The sequence below is a fragment of the Pseudomonas sp. BN411 genome (genome assembly GCF_029871235.1).
In the GTDB taxonomy this organism is placed as follows: domain Bacteria; phylum Pseudomonadota; class Gammaproteobacteria; order Pseudomonadales; family Pseudomonadaceae; genus Metapseudomonas.
Map to the genome: position 1 here is coordinate 16,336 of NZ_SSOM01000019.1, position 15,861 is coordinate 32,196.

Below are 15,861 nucleotides of genomic sequence, written 5' to 3' on the forward strand. Positions count from 1 at the left end.
GAGGTCAGCTGCGCGACAGACTTTATTCTCTAGCGACAGACTTTATTGTCTAAGACCACCGTTCGTTCAAGCAGGCTGTGGATTACTCCACGGTCACCGACTTGGCCAGGTTTCGCGGCTGGTCGACGTCGGTGCCCTTGAGCACGGCGACGTAGTAGGACAGCAGCTGCAACGGGATGGTGTAGAGGATCGGCGCCAGCGCGTCGTCGATGTGCGGCATGGCCACGACATGGACGCCCTCGCCGTTGTCGATGCCGGCTTCGCGGTCAGCGAAGACGATCAGCTCGCCACCACGCGCACGCACTTCCTGCAGGTTGGACTTGAGCTTCTCAACCAGCTCGTTGTTCGGCGCAACGGTGACCACCGGCATGTCGCTGTCCACCAGCGCCAGCGGGCCATGCTTGAGTTCACCGGCCGGATAGGCTTCAGCGTGGATATAGGAAATCTCCTTGAGCTTCAGCGAGCCTTCCATCGCCACCGGGTACTGGGCGCCACGGCCGAGGAACAGGGTGTGGTGCTTCTCGGCGAACAGCTCGGCCACCTTTTCCACGGTCTTGTCCATGGCCAGGGCTTCGCCCAGGCGGGTCGGCAGGCGACGCAGTTCTTCCACCAAGCCGGCTTCCACGCCCGCCTCGAGGGTGCCGCGCACCTGGCCGAGGGACAGGGTCAGCAGCATCAGGCCGACGAGCTGGGTGGTGAAGGCCTTGGTTGAGGCCACGCCGATTTCCGGACCGGCCTGAGTCAGCAAGGTGAGGTCGGATTCGCGCACCAGGGAGCTGGTGCCAACGTTGCAGATGGCCAGGCTGGTCAGGTAGCCCAGCTCCTTGGCATTGCGCAGGGCGGCCAGGGTGTCGGCGGTTTCACCGGATTGGGAAATGGTGACGAACAGGGTGTCCGGCTGCACCACTACCTTGCGGTAACGGAATTCGCTGGCCACTTCGATCTGGCAGGGGATACCGGCCAGGCCTTCGAGCCAATAACGGGCAACCATGCCGGCGTGATAGCTGGTGCCACAGGCAACAATCTGCACATTGCGCACTTTGGCGAACAGCTCGGCGGCACGCGGGCCGAAGGCGTTGACCAGGACGTGGTCGGTGCCCAGACGGCCTTCCATGGTGCGCTGCACGACCTTGGGTTGCTCGTGGATTTCCTTGAGCATGAAGTGGCGGTACTCGCCCTTGTCGGCGGCTTCGGCACCTTCGTGGTACTGCACCTGCTCGCGCTGCACGGCGTGACCCTGCTCGTCCCAGATTTGCAGGCTGTCACGGCGGATCTCGGCGATATCCCCTTCTTCCAGGTAGATGAAGCGGTCGGTGACCTGGCGCAGGGCCAACTGGTCGGAGGCGAGGAAGTTCTCGCCCAGGCCCAGGCCGATCACCAGCGGGCTGCCGCTGCGGGCGGCGAGCAGGCGGTCCGGCTGGCTGGCGCTGATCACCGCCAGGCCATAGGCGCCATGCAATTCGGGCACGGCAGCCTTGAGGGCGTCGGCGAGGTCAGGGATGGTCTTCAGCTTGTGATGCAGCAGGTGGACGATGACTTCGGTGTCGGTGTCCGAGGTGAAGACATAGCCCAGGGCCTTGAGCTGTTCGCGCAGGGCTTCGTAGTTCTCGATGATGCCGTTGTGGACAACTGCCAGTTGCTCACCGGAGAAGTGCGGGTGGGCATTACGCTCGCTGGGGGCACCGTGGGTGGCCCAGCGGGTGTGGGCGATGCCCAGGCGACCGAGCAGGGGCTGCTCGGCCAGGGCCTGCTCCAGCTCGGCGACCTTGCCGACGCGACGGCGGCGGTCCAGCGTGCCGTCATTGGTGAAGACGGCCACACCAGCGCTGTCATAGCCGCGGTATTCGAGGCGCTTCAGGCCCTCGACCAGGATGGGGGTGATGTTGCGCTCGGCGATGGCGCCAACGATGCCACACATGGCTCTTCTCCTATTTCAATCTATGCGCGCGCAGATCAGCTTGATCCCGCGCGCGGCTATCTGTTCGCGCGCTTCGGCAGAAAGGCGCTCATCGGTAATCAGGGTGTGGATGCTGCTCCAGGGCAGCTCCAGGTTGGGAATGCGCCGGCCGACCTTGTCGGACTCGGCCATGACGATCACTTCGCGAGCCACTTCGGCCATGACGCGCGAGAGGCCCAGCAGTTCGTTGAAGGTGGTGGTGCCGCGCTGCAAGTCGATGCCATCAGCGCCGATGAACAGCTGGTCGAAGTCGTAGGAACGCAGGACCTGCTCGGCCACCTGACCCTGGAAGGATTCGGAATGCGGGTCCCAGGTGCCGCCGGTCATCAGCAGCACGGGCTCGTGTTCCACCTCGCGCAGGGCATTGGCAACGCTGAGAGAGTTGGTCATCACCACGAGGCCAGGCTTGTGCCCGAGTTCCGGGATCATCGCCGCAGTGGTGCTGCCGCTGTCGATGATGATGCGCGCGTGCTCACGGATGCAGCCGACGGCGGCGCGGGCGATGGCCAGCTTGTAGGACGAGACCGGCTGGGCGCCCTCACCGATCAGCTCCTGGGGCATCGGGACGGCCCCGCCGTAACGACGCAACAGCAGGCCGTTCTTTTCCAGGGCGGTGAGGTCCTTGCGGATGGTCACTTCGGACGTGGAAAAGGCCTTGGCCAGCTCATCGACACTCACCTCGCCGTGCTCGTCGAGCAGCGCAAGGATGGCGTGACGGCGCTGCGGTGTGTTGCGTTTGGTCATCACCGAAAGTTTCGTTTCGAAAGATAATGGCGCGAATCAAAACCTAAGATGCTTCCCGCGTCAATCCCGAAAACGACAAAAGGCGGCCTGAGCCGCCTTTTGCATGGGCTGCGGGTTATCCACAGCCCAGGTTTTCCACAACCTTACTTGTTGATTTTCACCGGGCGCTTCCAGCCTTCGATGTTGCGCTGCTTGGCACGGCCTACGGCCAGGGTGTCGGCTGGCACGTCCTGGGTGATGGTGGATCCGGCACCCGTGGTAACGCGGTCGCCCAGAGTGACCGGAGCCACCAGGGAGCTGTTGGAGCCTATGAACACGTCCTCGCCCATGACGGTGCGGAACTTGTTGGCGCCGTCGTAGTTGCAGGTGATGGTGCCGGCGCCGATGTTGGTGCGCGCACCGATTTCGGCATCGCCCAGGTACGACAGGTGGCCGGCCTTGGCGCCCTCGCCCATCACGGCGTTCTTCAATTCGACGAAGTTACCCACATGGGCCTTGGCGCCCAATACGGTGCCCGGACGCAGACGTGCAAACGGACCGCAATCGGCGCCCTCGCCCAGCTCGGCACCTTCCAGGTGGCTGTTGGCCTTGACCACGGCGCCGCGGCGCAGGGTGCTGTCCTTGATGACGCAGTTCGGGCCGATCTGCACACCATCCTCGATCACGACCTTGCCTTCGAGAATGACGTTGACGTCGATCAGCACATCGCGACCGACGCTGGCTTCGCCACGCAGGTCGAAGCGGGCGGGGTCCAGCAGGGTCACGCCCTGGGCCATCAGGCGACGGGCAGCGCGTTTCTGGTAGTGGCGCTCGAGGTCGGCGAGCTGGATGCGGTCGTTGGCGCCCTGCACTTCCATGGCGTCATGGGGGTGTTCGGTGGCCACCACTAGACCGTCGGCCACGGCCATGGCAATGACGTCGGTGAGGTAGTACTCGCCCTGGGCGTTGTTGTTGGACAGGCGGCCCAGCCAATCAGCCAGGCGCTTGCCGGGTACCGCGAGGATGCCGGTGTTGCCTTCACGAATGGCGCGCTGTTCGGGTGTCGCGTCCTTGTGCTCGACGATGGCCTTCACCACGCCAGCGGCATCACGGACGATCCGGCCGTAGCCGGTGGGGTCATCCAGTTCGACGGTGAGCAGGGCAAGCTGGTCGTCCTTCACCTTCTCCAGAAGGCGCTGAAGGGTCTCCACTTCGATCAGCGGAACGTCGCCGTAGAGGATCAGCACGCGCTCGGCAGTCAGCTGTGGCAGAGCCTGGGCGACGGCATGGCCGGTGCCCAGCTGTTCAGCCTGGAGGACGAAACTCAGGTCATCGGCAGCCAGGCGCTCGCGTACGGTCTCGGCGCCATGGCCGATCACCACGTGGATGCCCTTGGGCTCGAGTTTGCGGGCCGAGTCGATGACGTGGCCGAGCATGGCCTTGCCGGCCACCGGATGCAGGACCTTGGGCAGGGCCGAACGCATACGCGTGCCCTGGCCGGCGGCGAGGATGACGATATCGAGAGACATGGAGGGGATCACCGAATCAGGCTGGTAAGCAAAAACCGGAATGCCGGAAAAGAAAAAGGGTAGCCAAGGCTACCCTTTAACTTGTCTGCAATGAAGCCTGGGAGCTCTTAGCCGCCGAACTTCTTGCGGATCTGCTGGACGGTACGCAGCTGGGCCGCGGCCTCGGCCAGACGAGCAGAAGCGGCAGAGTAATCGAACTCCGCGCCCTTCTCGTGCAGGGCCTTCTCAGCAGCCTTGAGGGACTCCTGAGCAGCAGCTTCGTCCAGGTCGCCGGCGCGCAGCACGGTGTCGGCAAGGACCTTCACCATGTTCGGCTGGACTTCGAGGAAACCGCCGGAGATGTAGTACACCTCCTCCTCACCACCCTGTTTGACCAGGCGGATCGGACCCGGCTTGAGGTCGGTGATCAGCGGGGCGTGACCCGGAGCGATACCCAGATCGCCCAGGTGGCCGTGCGCAATCACCATCTCCACCAGACCGGAGAAGATCTCCGCTTCGGCGCTGACGATATCGCAATGGACAGTAATAGCCATACGCTTGCCTCACGTAAGCGCCCGTTGCCGGGCGCTCAGGGGGTTACAGTTTCTTCGCTTTCTCGATGGCTTCTTCGATGCCGCCGACCATGTAGAACGCCTGCTCGGGCAGGTGGTCGTAGTCACCGTTGAGGATGCCTTTGAAGCCAGCGATGGTGTCCTTCAGCGACACGTACTTACCCGGGGAACCGGTGAAGACTTCGGCCACGAAGAACGGCTGGGACAGGAAGCGCTGGATCTTACGAGCACGGTTAACGAGCTGCTTGTCCGCTTCGGACAGTTCGTCCATACCCAGGATCGCGATGATGTCCTTCAGTTCCTTGTAACGCTGCAGAACGTACTGGACGCCACGAGCGGTCTCGTAGTGGTCCTGACCAATCACCAGCGGGTCCAGCTGGCGGGAGGTCGAGTCCAGCGGGTCAACGGCCGGGTAGATACCCAGGGACGCGATGTCACGGGACAGTACGACGGTGGCGTCCAGGTGGGCGAAGGTGGTCGCCGGGGACGGGTCGGTCAGGTCGTCCGCAGGAACGTATACGGCCTGGATGGAGGTGATCGAACCGGTCTTGGTGGAGGTGATGCGCTCTTGCAGAACGCCCATTTCCTCGGCCAGGGTCGGCTGGTAACCCACAGCGGACGGCATACGACCCAGCAGCGCGGACACTTCGGTACCGGCCAGGGTGTAACGGTAGATGTTGTCGACGAACAGCAGAACGTCGCGGCCTTCGTCACGGAACTTCTCGGCCATGGTCAGGCCGGTCAGTGCAACGCGCAGACGGTTGCCCGGCGGCTCGTTCATCTGGCCGTATACCAGGGCCACTTTGTCCAGAACGTTGGAATCCTTCATCTCGTGGTAGAAGTCGTTACCCTCACGAGTACGCTCACCCACGCCGGCGAACACAGAGTAACCGCTGTGCTCGATCGCGATGTTACGGATCAGTTCCATCATGTTTACGGTCTTGCCTACACCGGCGCCACCGAACAGGCCGACCTTACCGCCTTTGGCGAAGGGGCAGACCAGGTCGATTACCTTGATGCCGGTTTCCAGCAGCTCGTTGCCACCCGCCTGCTCGGCGTAGGACGGAGCATCGCGGTGGATAACCCAACGCTCTTCTTCGCCGATGGGACCAGCTTCGTCGATGGGGTTGCCCAGCACGTCCATGATGCGGCCCAGGGTCGCTTTACCGACCGGGACGGCAATGGCCTTGCCAGTGTTGGATACGTCCAGGCCACGCTTGAGGCCTTCGGTCGAACCCATTGCGATGGAACGAACCACGCCGTCGCCCAGCTGCTGCTGAACTTCCAGGGTGGTTTCGACGCCGCTGACTTTCAGCGCGTCGTATACGTTCGGCACCTGATCACGCGGGAATTCCACGTCGATAACGGCGCCGATGATTTGAACGATACGTCCGCTACTCATATCTGGTTCCTCTAAATATATGAACCGGTCTTAAACCGCGGCAGCGCCGCCGACGATTTCCGAAATCTCTTGAGTGATCGCTGCCTGACGCGCCTTGTTGTAGATCAGCTGGAGGCTGCTGATCAGGTCACCGGCGTTGTCGGTGGCGTTCTTCATCGCGATCATCCGTGCCGCCTGCTCGCAAGCGTTGTTTTCAACCACGGACTGATACACCTGGGATTCCACGTAGCGCACCAGCAGACCCTCAAGGATCTCCTTGGCGTCAGGCTCGTAGAGGTAGTCCCAGTGGTGCTTCAACTCTTGATCGGCGTCGGCCACCAGCGGAACCAGTTGGTCCACGGTCGGCTTCTGCGTCATGGTGTTGACGAACTTGTTGGAAACCACGAACAGGCGGTCGATACGGCCGTCCAGGTATGCGTCGAGCATGACCTTGACGCTGCCGATCAGGTCGTTGATCGAAGGCTCCTCGCCGATGTGGCTGATAGCTGCCACGACGTTGCCGCCGTAGTTGCGGAAGAAGGCCGCACCCTTGCTACCAATCACGCAGAGGTCGATCTCCACGCCTTGTTCACGGTAACCCGCCATGTCCTTGACCAGGGTCTTGAACAGGTTGATGTTCAAGCCGCCACACAGACCACGGTCGCTGCTCACCACGACGTAACCGACGCGCTTGACTTCACGGTCGATCATGAACGGGTGGCGGTATTCCGGGTTCGCGTTGGCCAAATGACCGATCACCTGGCGGATGCGCTCCGCGTAGGGGCGGCTGGCAGCCATACGCAGTTGTGCCCTGCGCATCTTGCTGACCGCCACCTTTTCCATGGCGCTGGTGATCTTCTGCGTGCTTTTGATGCTCGCAATCTTGCTGCGAATCTCTTTTGCGCCTGCCATGTAACACCTATCGGGTTAGCAGGCGGGGGGCCTTTCGACCCCCCGCTGCGGCTTACCAGGTTTGGGTGGCCTTGAACTTCTCGATACCAGCCTTGATGCCGGCGTCGATTTCGTCGTTGAAGTCACCCTTCACGTTGATCTTGGCCATCAGTTCGGCGTGATCACGGTTGAAGTAGGCGATCAGGGCTTGTTCGAAGGCGCCGATCTTGGACAGTTCGATGTCCTGCAGGAAGCCACGCTCGGCGGCATACAGGCTCAGCGACATGTCGGCGATGGACATGGGCGCATACTGCTTCTGCTTCATCAGCTCGGTAACGCGCTGACCGTGTTCCAGCTGCTTACGGGTAGCCTCGTCCAGGTCGGAAGCGAACTGCGCGAACGCAGCCAGTTCACGGTACTGGGCCAGGGCGGTACGGATACCACCGGACAGCTTCTTGATGATCTTGGTCTGGGCCGCGCCACCAACACGGGATACCGAGATACCGGCGTTAACGGCCGGACGGATACCCGAGTTGAACAGGGCGGATTCCAGGAAGATCTGACCGTCGGTGATGGAGATCACGTTGGTCGGAACGAACGCGGAAACGTCACCAGCCTGGGTTTCGATGATCGGCAGGGCGGTCAGGGAACCGGTCTTGCCTTTCACGGCGCCGTTGGTGAACTTCTCTACGTACTCTTCGGAAACGCGGGAAGCGCGCTCCAGCAGACGGCTGTGGAGATAGAACACGTCGCCCGGGTAGGCTTCACGGCCCGGCGGGCGGCGCAGCAGCAGGGAGATCTGGCGGTAGGCTACGGCCTGCTTGGACAGGTCATCGTAAATGATCAGGGCGTCTTCACCGCGGTCGCGGAAGTATTCACCCATGGTGCAGCCAGAGTACGGAGCGATGTACTGCAGGGCAGGAGACTCGGAAGCACTGGCGGCCACGATGATGGTGTTGGCCAGGGCGCCGTTCTCTTCCAGCTTGCGAACTACGTTGGCGATGGTCGATTGCTTCTGACCGATGGCAACGTATACGCAGCGGATGCCGCTGTCTTTCTGGTTGATGATGGCGTCAACGGCCAGGGCGGTCTTACCGATCTGACGGTCGCCGATGATCAGCTCACGCTGGCCACGGCCGATCGGGATCATGGCGTCAACGGCCTTGTAACCAGTCTGTACCGGCTGGTCTACCGACTTACGCCAGATCACGCCCGGCGCTACTTTTTCCACCGCATCGGTGGCAGCAGCGTTGATCGGACCTTTGCCGTCGATCGGGTTGCCGAGGGCGTCAACGACGCGACCCAGCAGTTCCGGACCAACCGGTACTTCCAGGATGCGGCCGGTGCACTTGGCGCTCATACCTTCGGCCAGGCCGAGGTATTTGCCCAGGATTACGGCACCAACGGAGTCTTGCTCCAGGTTCAGCGCCATACCGTAGATGCCACCCGGGAACTCGATCATTTCACCGTACATCACGTCGGCCAGGCCGTAGATGCGCACGATGCCGTCGGAAACGGAGACGATGGTGCCTTCGTTGCGGGCTTGGGAAGAGACGTCGAGTTTCTCGATACGTCCCTTGATGATTTCACTAATTTCGGAAGGATTGAGTTGCTGCATTGCTCTGCTGCCCCTTCAAACTCAAGATTTCAACGCTTCGGCCAGTTTCGCGATCTTGCCGCGAACCGAGCCATCGATAACCAGGTCGCCGGCGCGGATGACTACACCACCAATGAGGCTGGAGTCTTCCACGGCGTGCAGACGCACTTCCCGGCTGAGCCGTGCGCTGAGAACCTTGGCGAGTTTGTCTTGCTGTTCATCGCTCAATGCGAAGGCACTGGTGACTTCCACATCTACCGATTTCTCTTGTTCGGCCTTGTACAGCTCGAACTGCTCGGCAATTTCCGGCAGCAGCACGAGGCGGCCGTTCTCGGAAACAACGTGGATGAAGTTCTGTGCCTGGGCGTCGAACTTGTCGCCAACCACCTCGACAAAGGCGGTGGCTTTCTCTGCGCTCGTCAGACGCGGGGCTTTGAGCACACGCTGCATGGTGTCGTCCTGCGACACCGCAGCGGCCAGGCCTAGCATGGCCGACCAAGCGGCCAGCTGCTGATGGGCCTGGGCGTACTCGAAAGCAGCCTTGGCGTAAGGTCGGGCCAGCGTGGTCAGTTCTGCCATGATCGCCCTCGCTTAAATTTCGGCTGCCAGTTTGTTAACCAGCTCCGCGTGCGCGTTTTGATCGATAGTGGCACCCAGGATCTTCTCGGCACCATTGACCGCCAGGCTACCCAGTTGGGCGCGCAGCGCGTCTTTGACGCTGTTCAGTTCCTGTTCGATCTCGGCCTGAGCTTGCGCCTTCAGGCGCTCGCCTTCAGCACGTGCCTGATCGCGAGCTTCGTCGACGATCTGGGTAGCGCGCTTTTTGGCTTGCTCAATGATTTCTGCCGCTTGACCTTTGGCTTCGCGCAGTTGCTGACCCACTTTTTCATGGGCCAGCTCCAGGTCACGAGCCGCACGGTTGGCAGCGTCCAGGCCATCAGCGATCTTCTTCTGACGTTCACGCAGAGCAGTGATGACCGGTGGCCACACGAACTTCATGCAGAACAGTACGAAGATGAAGAACGCAACGGACTGGCCGATCAGGGTTGCATTAATGTTCACGCCAACACCTCGCTCGTTCGTTGTCAGTCGAATCCTCGAAAATCGAGGATTACTGGGCTACCTGAGCAATGAACGGGTTAGCGAAGGTGAAGAACAGGGCGATACCAACGCCGATCATGGTTACGGCGTCGAGCAGACCGGCCACGATGAACATTTTAACTTGCAGCATCGGAACCATTTCCGGCTGGCGAGCAGCGCCTTCCAGGAACTTGCCACCCAGCAGACCGAAGCCAATGGCGGTACCCAGGGCACCCAGACCAATCAGCAGAGCTACGGCGATCGCGGTCAGACCTACTACAGTTTCCATTTTTCCTCCCGACTTTATGTCGTGTTGGTTAAGGTTTAAGTGAAGCGGTAAAGCGAAATCGTTGTTTCCCACTGCCCTTGCGGGCTTTCCGGCCCAGAGCCGGAACCATCTCAAACTGACTGTGCACCCTCTCGGCCTTTCTCTCTTCTCGGGAGAAGGTCAGCGGGTGCGCAGCGCGTTATTAATGGTTGTCCTCATGCGCCATCGACAGATAGACGATGGTCAGCATCATGAAGATGAAGGCCTGCAGGGTGATGATCAGGATGTGGAACACGGCCCACGCCCACTGCAGTGCGATACCCAGGCCGCTCAGCAGCAGGATGCCGGCGCCGAACATCACGGCGATCAGGATGAACACCAGCTCGCCGGCGTACATGTTGCCGAACAGACGCAGTGCCAGGGAGATCGGCTTGGCGATCAGGGTGACGAATTCGAGCAGGAAGTTGACCGGAATCAGCAGGATCTGAACCAGCATGTTCTTGCTGCTGAAGGGGTGCAGGGTCAGTTCGCCGAGGAAGCCGCCGATGCCCTTGACCTTGATGCTGTAGAAGATGATCAGGCCGAAGACCGAGAAGGCCATGCCGAGGGTGGCATTCGGGTCGGTGGTCGGAACGGCGCGGAAGAACAGGTGCTCGTTGCCGGTGATAGTGGCAGCCAGCATCGGGATCCAGTCGACCGGGATCAGGTCGATGGCGTTCATCAGGAAGATCCAGACGAAGATGGTCAGCGCCAGCGGAGCGATCAGCGGGTTGCGGCCGTGGAAGGTGTCTTTCACGTTGCTGTCGACGAAGTCGACCATCACTTCGACCAGGTTCTGCAGGCCGCCGGGAATGCCGGAAGTGGCTTTCTTGGCTGCCATGCGGAAGAGGAGAACGAAGAGCAGACCGAGGCCGATGGACCAGCCCAGGGTGTCGACGTGGAAGGCCCAGAAGCCCATTTCCTTGGCTTGCTCGGCGCTGTGGGCGAAGCCCCAATCGCCATTGGGCAGACGACCGAAGGTCAGGTTCTGCAGGTGGTGCTGGATATAGCCCGAAGCGGTTTGCTCTGCCATGTTTGCCTCAAACGCCCTAAGGTTTCGAAAATCTTGTTCTCATCAGCAGGGGCGCGAACCAGTTGACCGACTGGGTCAGCAGGAAAACACCGAAAACTGCCGGCGCATCCAGAGGTTTCACACCTGCAAACGTCAGTGCGAACAGCACTGCCGTCAGAATCAACTTGCCCATCTCGCCCGCATAGAAAGAGCGGACTATCGCCTGGGCTGCACGGGCTCCACTGTAGCGGAACGCCTTGCGGGCGAAATACAGGTTCGGCACCCAGGCGATAAGCCCGCCGCACAAGCCAGAGTATCCAGCCACCGTGCCACGCCACTGCCAGAGAACGACAGCGGCGAGCAGCAGGACGACCAGTTGGACCAGCAGCACCGGAAAGACCGGTAGGCGATGGAAGGGCAGGCGGTTTGGCGTGCGGATATCCATCGCAACAGTTCCTCTGGCGTCGGCCGCTGAATTCAACGACTTGGCATACTTTGTGCCGACAAAATTGCGCGCAGAGTATAGGGGGGGAACCCCCCCTGTTCAACTGCCGGGTAGTGAAATCCGACCGCCGCTACAGCGCCAAGTGTTTCAGCGGATGTGGGCCAGGACGCCCTGCAATTCGTCGAGGGAGTTGTAGCGGATGACCAGTTGGCCTTTGCCTTTCTGCCCGTGCTTGATCTGCACCGGAGCGCCCAGCCGCTCAGCCAGGCGCTGTTCGAGGCGACTGATGTCCGGATCCGCCTTGACCGGTTCGACAGCTTTTTCCTTGCTGTTCAACCAGTGCCGTACCAGTGCCTCGGTTTGGCGCACGGTGAGGCCTCGTGCGACAACATGTCGCGCCCCTTCTACCTGTCGCTCCAAGGGCAGACCGAGCAGGGCACGGGCGTGTCCCATCTCCAGGTCACCGTGGGAAAGCAGGGTCTTGATCTCTTCCGGCAGGCCGATCAGGCGCAGCAGGTTGGTGATGGTGACGCGCGACTTGCCGACCGCTTCCGCCACCTGTTGCTGAGTAAGCTGGAACTCCTGCTGCAGACGCTGCAGGGCGATGGCTTCCTCGATCGGATTGAGATCCTCGCGCTGGATGTTCTCGATCAGCGCCATGGCGATGGCGGCTTCGTCCGGCACTTCGCGGACCAGGGCCGGGATCTTTTCCAGTCCGGCCTGGTGGCTGGCGCGCCAGCGGCGCTCACCGGCGATGATCTCGTAGCGGCCCGCACCAATCGGGCGCACCACGATAGGCTGCATCACACCCTGGGCCCTGATGGACTGGGCAAGCTCTTCCAGGGCGGTGGGGTCCATGTCGCGGCGGGGCTGGTACTTGCCACGCTGGATCAGTTCCAGGGGCAGGTGCTGCAACTCGCGGCTGTCGATCTGGACGGCTTCGTCTTCGAGTTTGGTGACGGTGCTGCCGCCCAGCAGGGCGTCCAAGCCACGACCCAGACCTCGTTTTTTCGCGGCCATGCGGATTCCTTATGCGGTAGCGGTTTTGGCTTTGGCGCGCTGGCGGCGAACCAGTTCACCTGCCAGCGCCAGATAGGCGACGGCGCCACGGGATTGCTTGTCGTAGACCAACGCAGGCATGCCAAAGCTCGGTGCTTCCGCCAGGCGGACGTTGCGCGGAATTACGGCGTCGTAGAGCTGGTCGCCGAAATGCTCCTTGAGCTGGGCCGAGACTTCGTTGGTCAGGCTGATACGCGGGTCGTACATGGTGCGCAACAGGCCTTCGATCTTCAGGCTCGGATTCAGCAGCTGTCCGATGCGCTGGATGCTGTTGACCAGGTCCGACAAGCCTTCGAGTGCGTAGTACTCGCACTGCATGGGAATGATCACGCCATCGGACGCCGCCAGGGCGTTGATGGTGAGCATCGACAGCGAGGGTGGGCAGTCGATGAGGATGTAGTCGTAGTTCTCGCGGATCGGCGCCAGGGCCTCGCGCAGGCGATGCTCCTTGTTTGGCACGTTGAGCAGGGCCACTTCAGCCGCGGTGAGGTCGCGGTTGGCGGGCAGCAACTGGTAGCCGCCGTGCTCGGAGAACTGCATGGCGGTCGCCAAGTCGCACTCTCCTGTCAGCACGTCGTAGATGGAGTGCTCCAGTGCGAGCTTGTCGATGCCGCTCCCCATGGTGGCGTTGCCCTGGGGATCGAGGTCGATCAGCAGCACGCGTCTCTTGGTGGCGACCAGCGACGCGGCGAGGTTTACACAGGTGGTGGTCTTGCCGACCCCGCCCTTCTGATTGGCAATTGCGAATACCTTGCCCATGGCTGCCTTCCCCCTCATAGCGTGCGGCGCAGTATCAGCAGATGGCGCTGACCTTGGCAACCGGGAACCTCCAGCTGATGCGCGGACTCGACGCGGAAGTGCGCCGGCAGTGCCTGGAGCTCGTCATCCGGGTGCAATCCCTTCATCGCCAGCCAGCGTGTTTCGCCATCACCGAGATGGCGGGTCCAGTTGCTGAAGTCCTCCAGCGAGCTGAACGCGCGGGAGACGATGCCGCTGAACGGCTGTGCGGGCGTGAATGCTTCGACGCGGTTGTGGACAACTTCAAGGTTGTCGAGTTTCAGCTCCAGCTTCACCTGGGTGAGGAAGCGGGTCTTCTTGCCATTGGAGTCGAGCAAGGTGAAGCGCCGCTCGGGGAACAGGATGGCCAGCGGAATGCCGGGCATGCCGCCGCCGCTGCCGACGTCGAGCCAGTTATCCCCAAGCGCGCCGACAAAGGGCACGACGCTGAGGCTGTCGAGCAGGTGACGCGAGACCATTTCATCCGGATTGCGTACGGCAGTCAGGTTGTAGGCCTTGTTCCACTTGATCAGCAGGGCCAGGTAAGCGAGGAGCTTTTCCTGGGTTTCCGGCGTGAGTTCGACAGCAAGTTGCTTTGCGCCACGGGACAGTTCGTCTGCGTGGCGCGGGGTAACCAGGGACATCAGGCGCTTTGCTCCAGCTGACGGCCAGCGCCGCGTTTCTTCAGGTGAATCAGCAACAGGGAAATGGCTGCCGGGGTAACGCCAGGGATACGACCCGCCTGGCCCAATGTTTCCGGACGGGAGTTGCCCAGCTTGTGCTGGATCTCCTTGGACAGGCCGGAGATGGTGGCGTAGTCCAGATCCGCCGGCAGGCGAATGTCTTCACTGGCACGCAGACGGGCGATTTCGTCCTGCTGGCGGTCGATGTAGCCGGCGTACTTGGTCTTGATCTCGACCTGCTCGGCGACTTGGGGGTCCTCGGCGCCGCCGCCGGTGAGTTCGACCAGGCCGGCGTAATCGATTTCCGGGCGGCTAAGCAGATTGAGCAGGTTGTACTCATGGGCCAGCGGCGTGCCGAATCGCTGGGCGATGGCATCGCCTTCCGGCGTGCCGGGGCGGACCCAGGTGCTCTTCAGACGCTGCTCTTCGAGGGTGATGCCCTCGCGCTTGGCTTCGAAGGCGGCCCAACGCTTGTCGTCCACCAGGCCGAGCTCGCGGCCCTTTTCGGTAAGGCGCAGATCGGCGTTGTCCTCGCGCAGGATCAGCCGGTACTCGGCGCGCGAAGTGAACATGCGGTAAGGCTCCTGGGTACCCAGGGTGATCAGGTCGTCCACCAGCACGCCGATGTAGGCCTCGTCGCGACGCGGGCACCAGGCTTCCTTGCCCTGGGCGCGCAAGGCGGCATTGGCGCCGGCGAGCAGGCCCTGGGCACCGGCTTCTTCGTAGCCGGTGGTGCCGTTGATCTGGCCTGCGAAGAACAGGCCGGAGATGACTTTGGTTTCCAGGCTGTATTTCAGGTCGCGCGGATCGAAGTAGTCGTACTCGATGGCGTAGCCGGGACGAACGATATGGGCGTTCTCCATGCCGCGGATGGAGCGCACGATTTCCAGCTGCACATCGAACGGCAGCGAGGTGGAGATGCCGTTGGGATACAGCTCGTTGGTGGTCAGGCCTTCCGGCTCGAGGAACACCTGGTGGCTGTCCTTGTCGGCGAAGCGGTGGATCTTGTCTTCAATGGACGGGCAGTAGCGCGGGCCGATGCCTTCGATCACGCCCGAGTACATCGGCGAGCGATCGAGGTTGCTGGCGATGATATCGTGGGTACGTGCGTTGGTATGGGTGATCCAGCAGCTGACCTGGCGCGGGTGTTGTTCCTTGGAGCCAAGGAAGGACATCACCGGAATCGGCGTGTCGCCAGGCTGCTCGGTCATCACCGAGAAATCCACGGAACGGCCATCGATACGCGGCGGCGTGCCGGTCTTCAGGCGACCGACGCGCAGCGGCAGCTCACGCAGACGGTGGGCCAGTGCAATGGACGGCGGATCACCGGCACGGCCACCGGAATAGTTCTGCAGACCGATGTGGATAAGTCCGCCAAGGAAGGTACCTGTAGTGAGCACCACGGATTCCGCTAGGAAGCGCAGTCCCATCTGAGTCACTACGCCCTTGACCTGGTCGTTCTCGACGATCAGGTCATCGCAGGCCTGCTGGAATATCCACAGGTTCGGCTGGTTCTCGAGGATTTCGCGAATCGCCGCCTTATACAGCACGCGATCGGCCTGGGCGCGAGTGGCGCGTACGGCCGGACCCTTGCGGCTGTTCAGTACACGGAACTGGATGCCGCCCAAGTCGGTGGCAGTCGCCATGGCGCCGCCCAGGGCATCGATTTCCTTGACCAGGTGGCTCTTGCCGATACCGCCAATGGCCGGGTTGCAGCTCATCTGGCCGAGGGTTTCCACATTGTGGGTCAGCAGCAAGGTCTTCACGCCCATGCGTGCAGCCGCCAGAGCGGCCTCGGTGCCGGCATGGCCGCCGCCGATCACGATCACGTCAAAACGGGAAGGGAAATCCACCACGCACCTCGTGCCT

At 61.9% G+C, this 15,861-nt stretch carries 16 protein-coding genes; all 16 read right to left on the minus strand.

Annotated elements, in window-relative coordinates; genetic code table 11:
- Positions 1 to 82: 82 nt before the first annotated feature.
- The 16 genes from glmS to mnmG all read right to left on the minus strand — a co-directional run bounded on the left by glmS (position 83) and on the right by mnmG (position 15,845).
- A complete protein-coding gene (glmS, locus tag E8F06_RS00925) occupies positions 83 to 1,918 on the minus strand; it encodes a glutamine--fructose-6-phosphate transaminase (isomerizing) (protein WP_280363287.1) in 1,836 nt (611 codons plus the stop codon).
- Between the two features lie 15 nt (positions 1,919 to 1,933).
- Positions 1,934 to 2,704 carry a DeoR family transcriptional regulator gene (locus E8F06_RS00930; RefSeq protein WP_280363290.1) on the minus strand — a complete coding sequence of 257 codons (771 nt, stop codon included), beginning with the start codon at positions 2,702 to 2,704 and terminating at the stop codon, positions 1,934 to 1,936.
- A 140-nt stretch (positions 2,705 to 2,844) separates the two neighbouring features.
- Entirely contained in the window at positions 2,845 to 4,209 is a 1,365-nt protein-coding gene (gene glmU, locus E8F06_RS00935) for a bifunctional UDP-N-acetylglucosamine diphosphorylase/glucosamine-1-phosphate N-acetyltransferase GlmU (RefSeq protein ID WP_280363292.1), read from the minus strand.
- Between the two features lie 107 nt (positions 4,210 to 4,316).
- Positions 4,317 to 4,742 carry a F0F1 ATP synthase subunit epsilon gene (locus E8F06_RS00940; RefSeq protein WP_120653847.1) on the minus strand — a complete coding sequence of 142 codons (426 nt, stop codon included), beginning with the start codon at positions 4,740 to 4,742 and terminating at the stop codon, positions 4,317 to 4,319.
- 43 nt (positions 4,743 to 4,785) lie between these two features.
- The gene (atpD, locus tag E8F06_RS00945) at positions 4,786 to 6,162 is read right to left on the minus strand and encodes a F0F1 ATP synthase subunit beta (RefSeq protein WP_190829029.1); all 1,377 of its coding nucleotides are present in this window, start codon (positions 6,160 to 6,162) and stop codon (positions 4,786 to 4,788) included.
- A gap of 30 nt (positions 6,163 to 6,192) precedes the next feature.
- Entirely contained in the window at positions 6,193 to 7,053 is an 861-nt protein-coding gene (atpG, locus tag E8F06_RS00950) for a F0F1 ATP synthase subunit gamma (RefSeq protein WP_280363295.1), read from the minus strand.
- Positions 7,054 to 7,105: 52 nt separating this feature from the next.
- Entirely contained in the window at positions 7,106 to 8,650 is a 1,545-nt protein-coding gene (gene atpA / locus E8F06_RS00955; protein WP_280363297.1) for a F0F1 ATP synthase subunit alpha, read from the minus strand.
- A gap of 21 nt (positions 8,651 to 8,671) precedes the next feature.
- Positions 8,672 to 9,208: a F0F1 ATP synthase subunit delta gene (locus tag E8F06_RS00960; protein ID WP_280363299.1), complete on the minus strand. Its 537-nt coding sequence runs from the start codon at positions 9,206 to 9,208 to the stop codon at positions 8,672 to 8,674.
- Positions 9,209 to 9,220: 12 nt separating this feature from the next.
- Positions 9,221 to 9,691: a F0F1 ATP synthase subunit B gene (locus E8F06_RS00965; RefSeq protein WP_069086358.1), complete on the minus strand. Its 471-nt coding sequence runs from the start codon at positions 9,689 to 9,691 to the stop codon at positions 9,221 to 9,223.
- Between the two features lie 49 nt (positions 9,692 to 9,740).
- A complete protein-coding gene (atpE, locus tag E8F06_RS00970; protein ID WP_003457994.1) occupies positions 9,741 to 9,998 on the minus strand; it encodes a F0F1 ATP synthase subunit C in 258 nt (85 codons plus the stop codon).
- A 181-nt stretch (positions 9,999 to 10,179) separates the two neighbouring features.
- Entirely contained in the window at positions 10,180 to 11,049 is an 870-nt protein-coding gene (atpB, locus tag E8F06_RS00975; RefSeq protein WP_280363302.1) for a F0F1 ATP synthase subunit A, read from the minus strand.
- Between the two features lie 16 nt (positions 11,050 to 11,065).
- Positions 11,066 to 11,473, minus strand: coding sequence for a F0F1 ATP synthase subunit I (locus tag E8F06_RS00980; protein ID WP_190829025.1), 408 nt, complete (start codon positions 11,471 to 11,473; stop codon positions 11,066 to 11,068).
- 147 nt (positions 11,474 to 11,620) lie between these two features.
- Positions 11,621 to 12,493: a ParB/RepB/Spo0J family partition protein gene (locus tag E8F06_RS00985; RefSeq protein ID WP_280363305.1), complete on the minus strand. Its 873-nt coding sequence runs from the start codon at positions 12,491 to 12,493 to the stop codon at positions 11,621 to 11,623.
- A gap of 9 nt (positions 12,494 to 12,502) precedes the next feature.
- Complete coding sequence (locus E8F06_RS00990; protein WP_280363308.1) at positions 12,503 to 13,291, minus strand: ParA family protein; 789 nt, start codon at positions 13,289 to 13,291, stop codon at positions 12,503 to 12,505.
- A gap of 14 nt (positions 13,292 to 13,305) precedes the next feature.
- Complete coding sequence (rsmG, locus tag E8F06_RS00995) at positions 13,306 to 13,953, minus strand: 16S rRNA (guanine(527)-N(7))-methyltransferase RsmG (protein ID WP_280363309.1); 648 nt, start codon at positions 13,951 to 13,953, stop codon at positions 13,306 to 13,308.
- Positions 13,953 to 15,845 (minus strand): tRNA uridine-5-carboxymethylaminomethyl(34) synthesis enzyme MnmG, encoded by a 1,893-nt coding sequence (mnmG, locus tag E8F06_RS01000; RefSeq protein WP_280363311.1) that lies wholly within the window; start codon positions 15,843 to 15,845, stop codon positions 13,953 to 13,955. Before mnmG ends, rsmG begins: the two co-directional genes overlap by 1 nt.
- Between the last annotated feature and the right edge of the window lie 16 nt (positions 15,846 to 15,861).

Excerpts from the sequence above, each read along its gene's own strand:
- glmS (WP_280363287.1), bottom strand. The coding sequence starts at position 1,918 with ATGTGTGGCATCGTTGGCGCCATCGCCGAGCGCAACATCACCCCCATC.
- glmU (WP_280363292.1), bottom strand. The coding sequence starts at position 4,209 with ATGTCTCTCGATATCGTCATCCTCGCCGCCGGCCAGGGCACGCGTATG.
- E8F06_RS00940 (WP_120653847.1), bottom strand. The coding sequence starts at position 4,742 with ATGGCTATTACTGTCCATTGCGATATCGTCAGCGCCGAAGCGGAGATC.
- atpD (WP_190829029.1), bottom strand. The coding sequence starts at position 6,162 with ATGAGTAGCGGACGTATCGTTCAAATCATCGGCGCCGTTATCGACGTG.
- atpG (WP_280363295.1), bottom strand. The coding sequence starts at position 7,053 with ATGGCAGGCGCAAAAGAGATTCGCAGCAAGATTGCGAGCATCAAAAGC.
- atpA (WP_280363297.1), bottom strand. The coding sequence starts at position 8,650 with ATGCAGCAACTCAATCCTTCCGAAATTAGTGAAATCATCAAGGGACGT.
- E8F06_RS00960 (WP_280363299.1), bottom strand. The coding sequence starts at position 9,208 with ATGGCAGAACTGACCACGCTGGCCCGACCTTACGCCAAGGCTGCTTTC.
- atpE (WP_003457994.1), bottom strand. The coding sequence starts at position 9,998 with ATGGAAACTGTAGTAGGTCTGACCGCGATCGCCGTAGCTCTGCTGATT.
- atpB (WP_280363302.1), bottom strand. The coding sequence starts at position 11,049 with ATGGCAGAGCAAACCGCTTCGGGCTATATCCAGCACCACCTGCAGAAC.
- E8F06_RS00980 (WP_190829025.1), bottom strand. The coding sequence starts at position 11,473 with ATGGATATCCGCACGCCAAACCGCCTGCCCTTCCATCGCCTACCGGTC.
- E8F06_RS00985 (WP_280363305.1), bottom strand. The coding sequence starts at position 12,493 with ATGGCCGCGAAAAAACGAGGTCTGGGTCGTGGCTTGGACGCCCTGCTG.
- E8F06_RS00990 (WP_280363308.1), bottom strand. The coding sequence starts at position 13,291 with ATGGGCAAGGTATTCGCAATTGCCAATCAGAAGGGCGGGGTCGGCAAG.
- rsmG (WP_280363309.1), bottom strand. The coding sequence starts at position 13,953 with ATGTCCCTGGTTACCCCGCGCCACGCAGACGAACTGTCCCGTGGCGCA.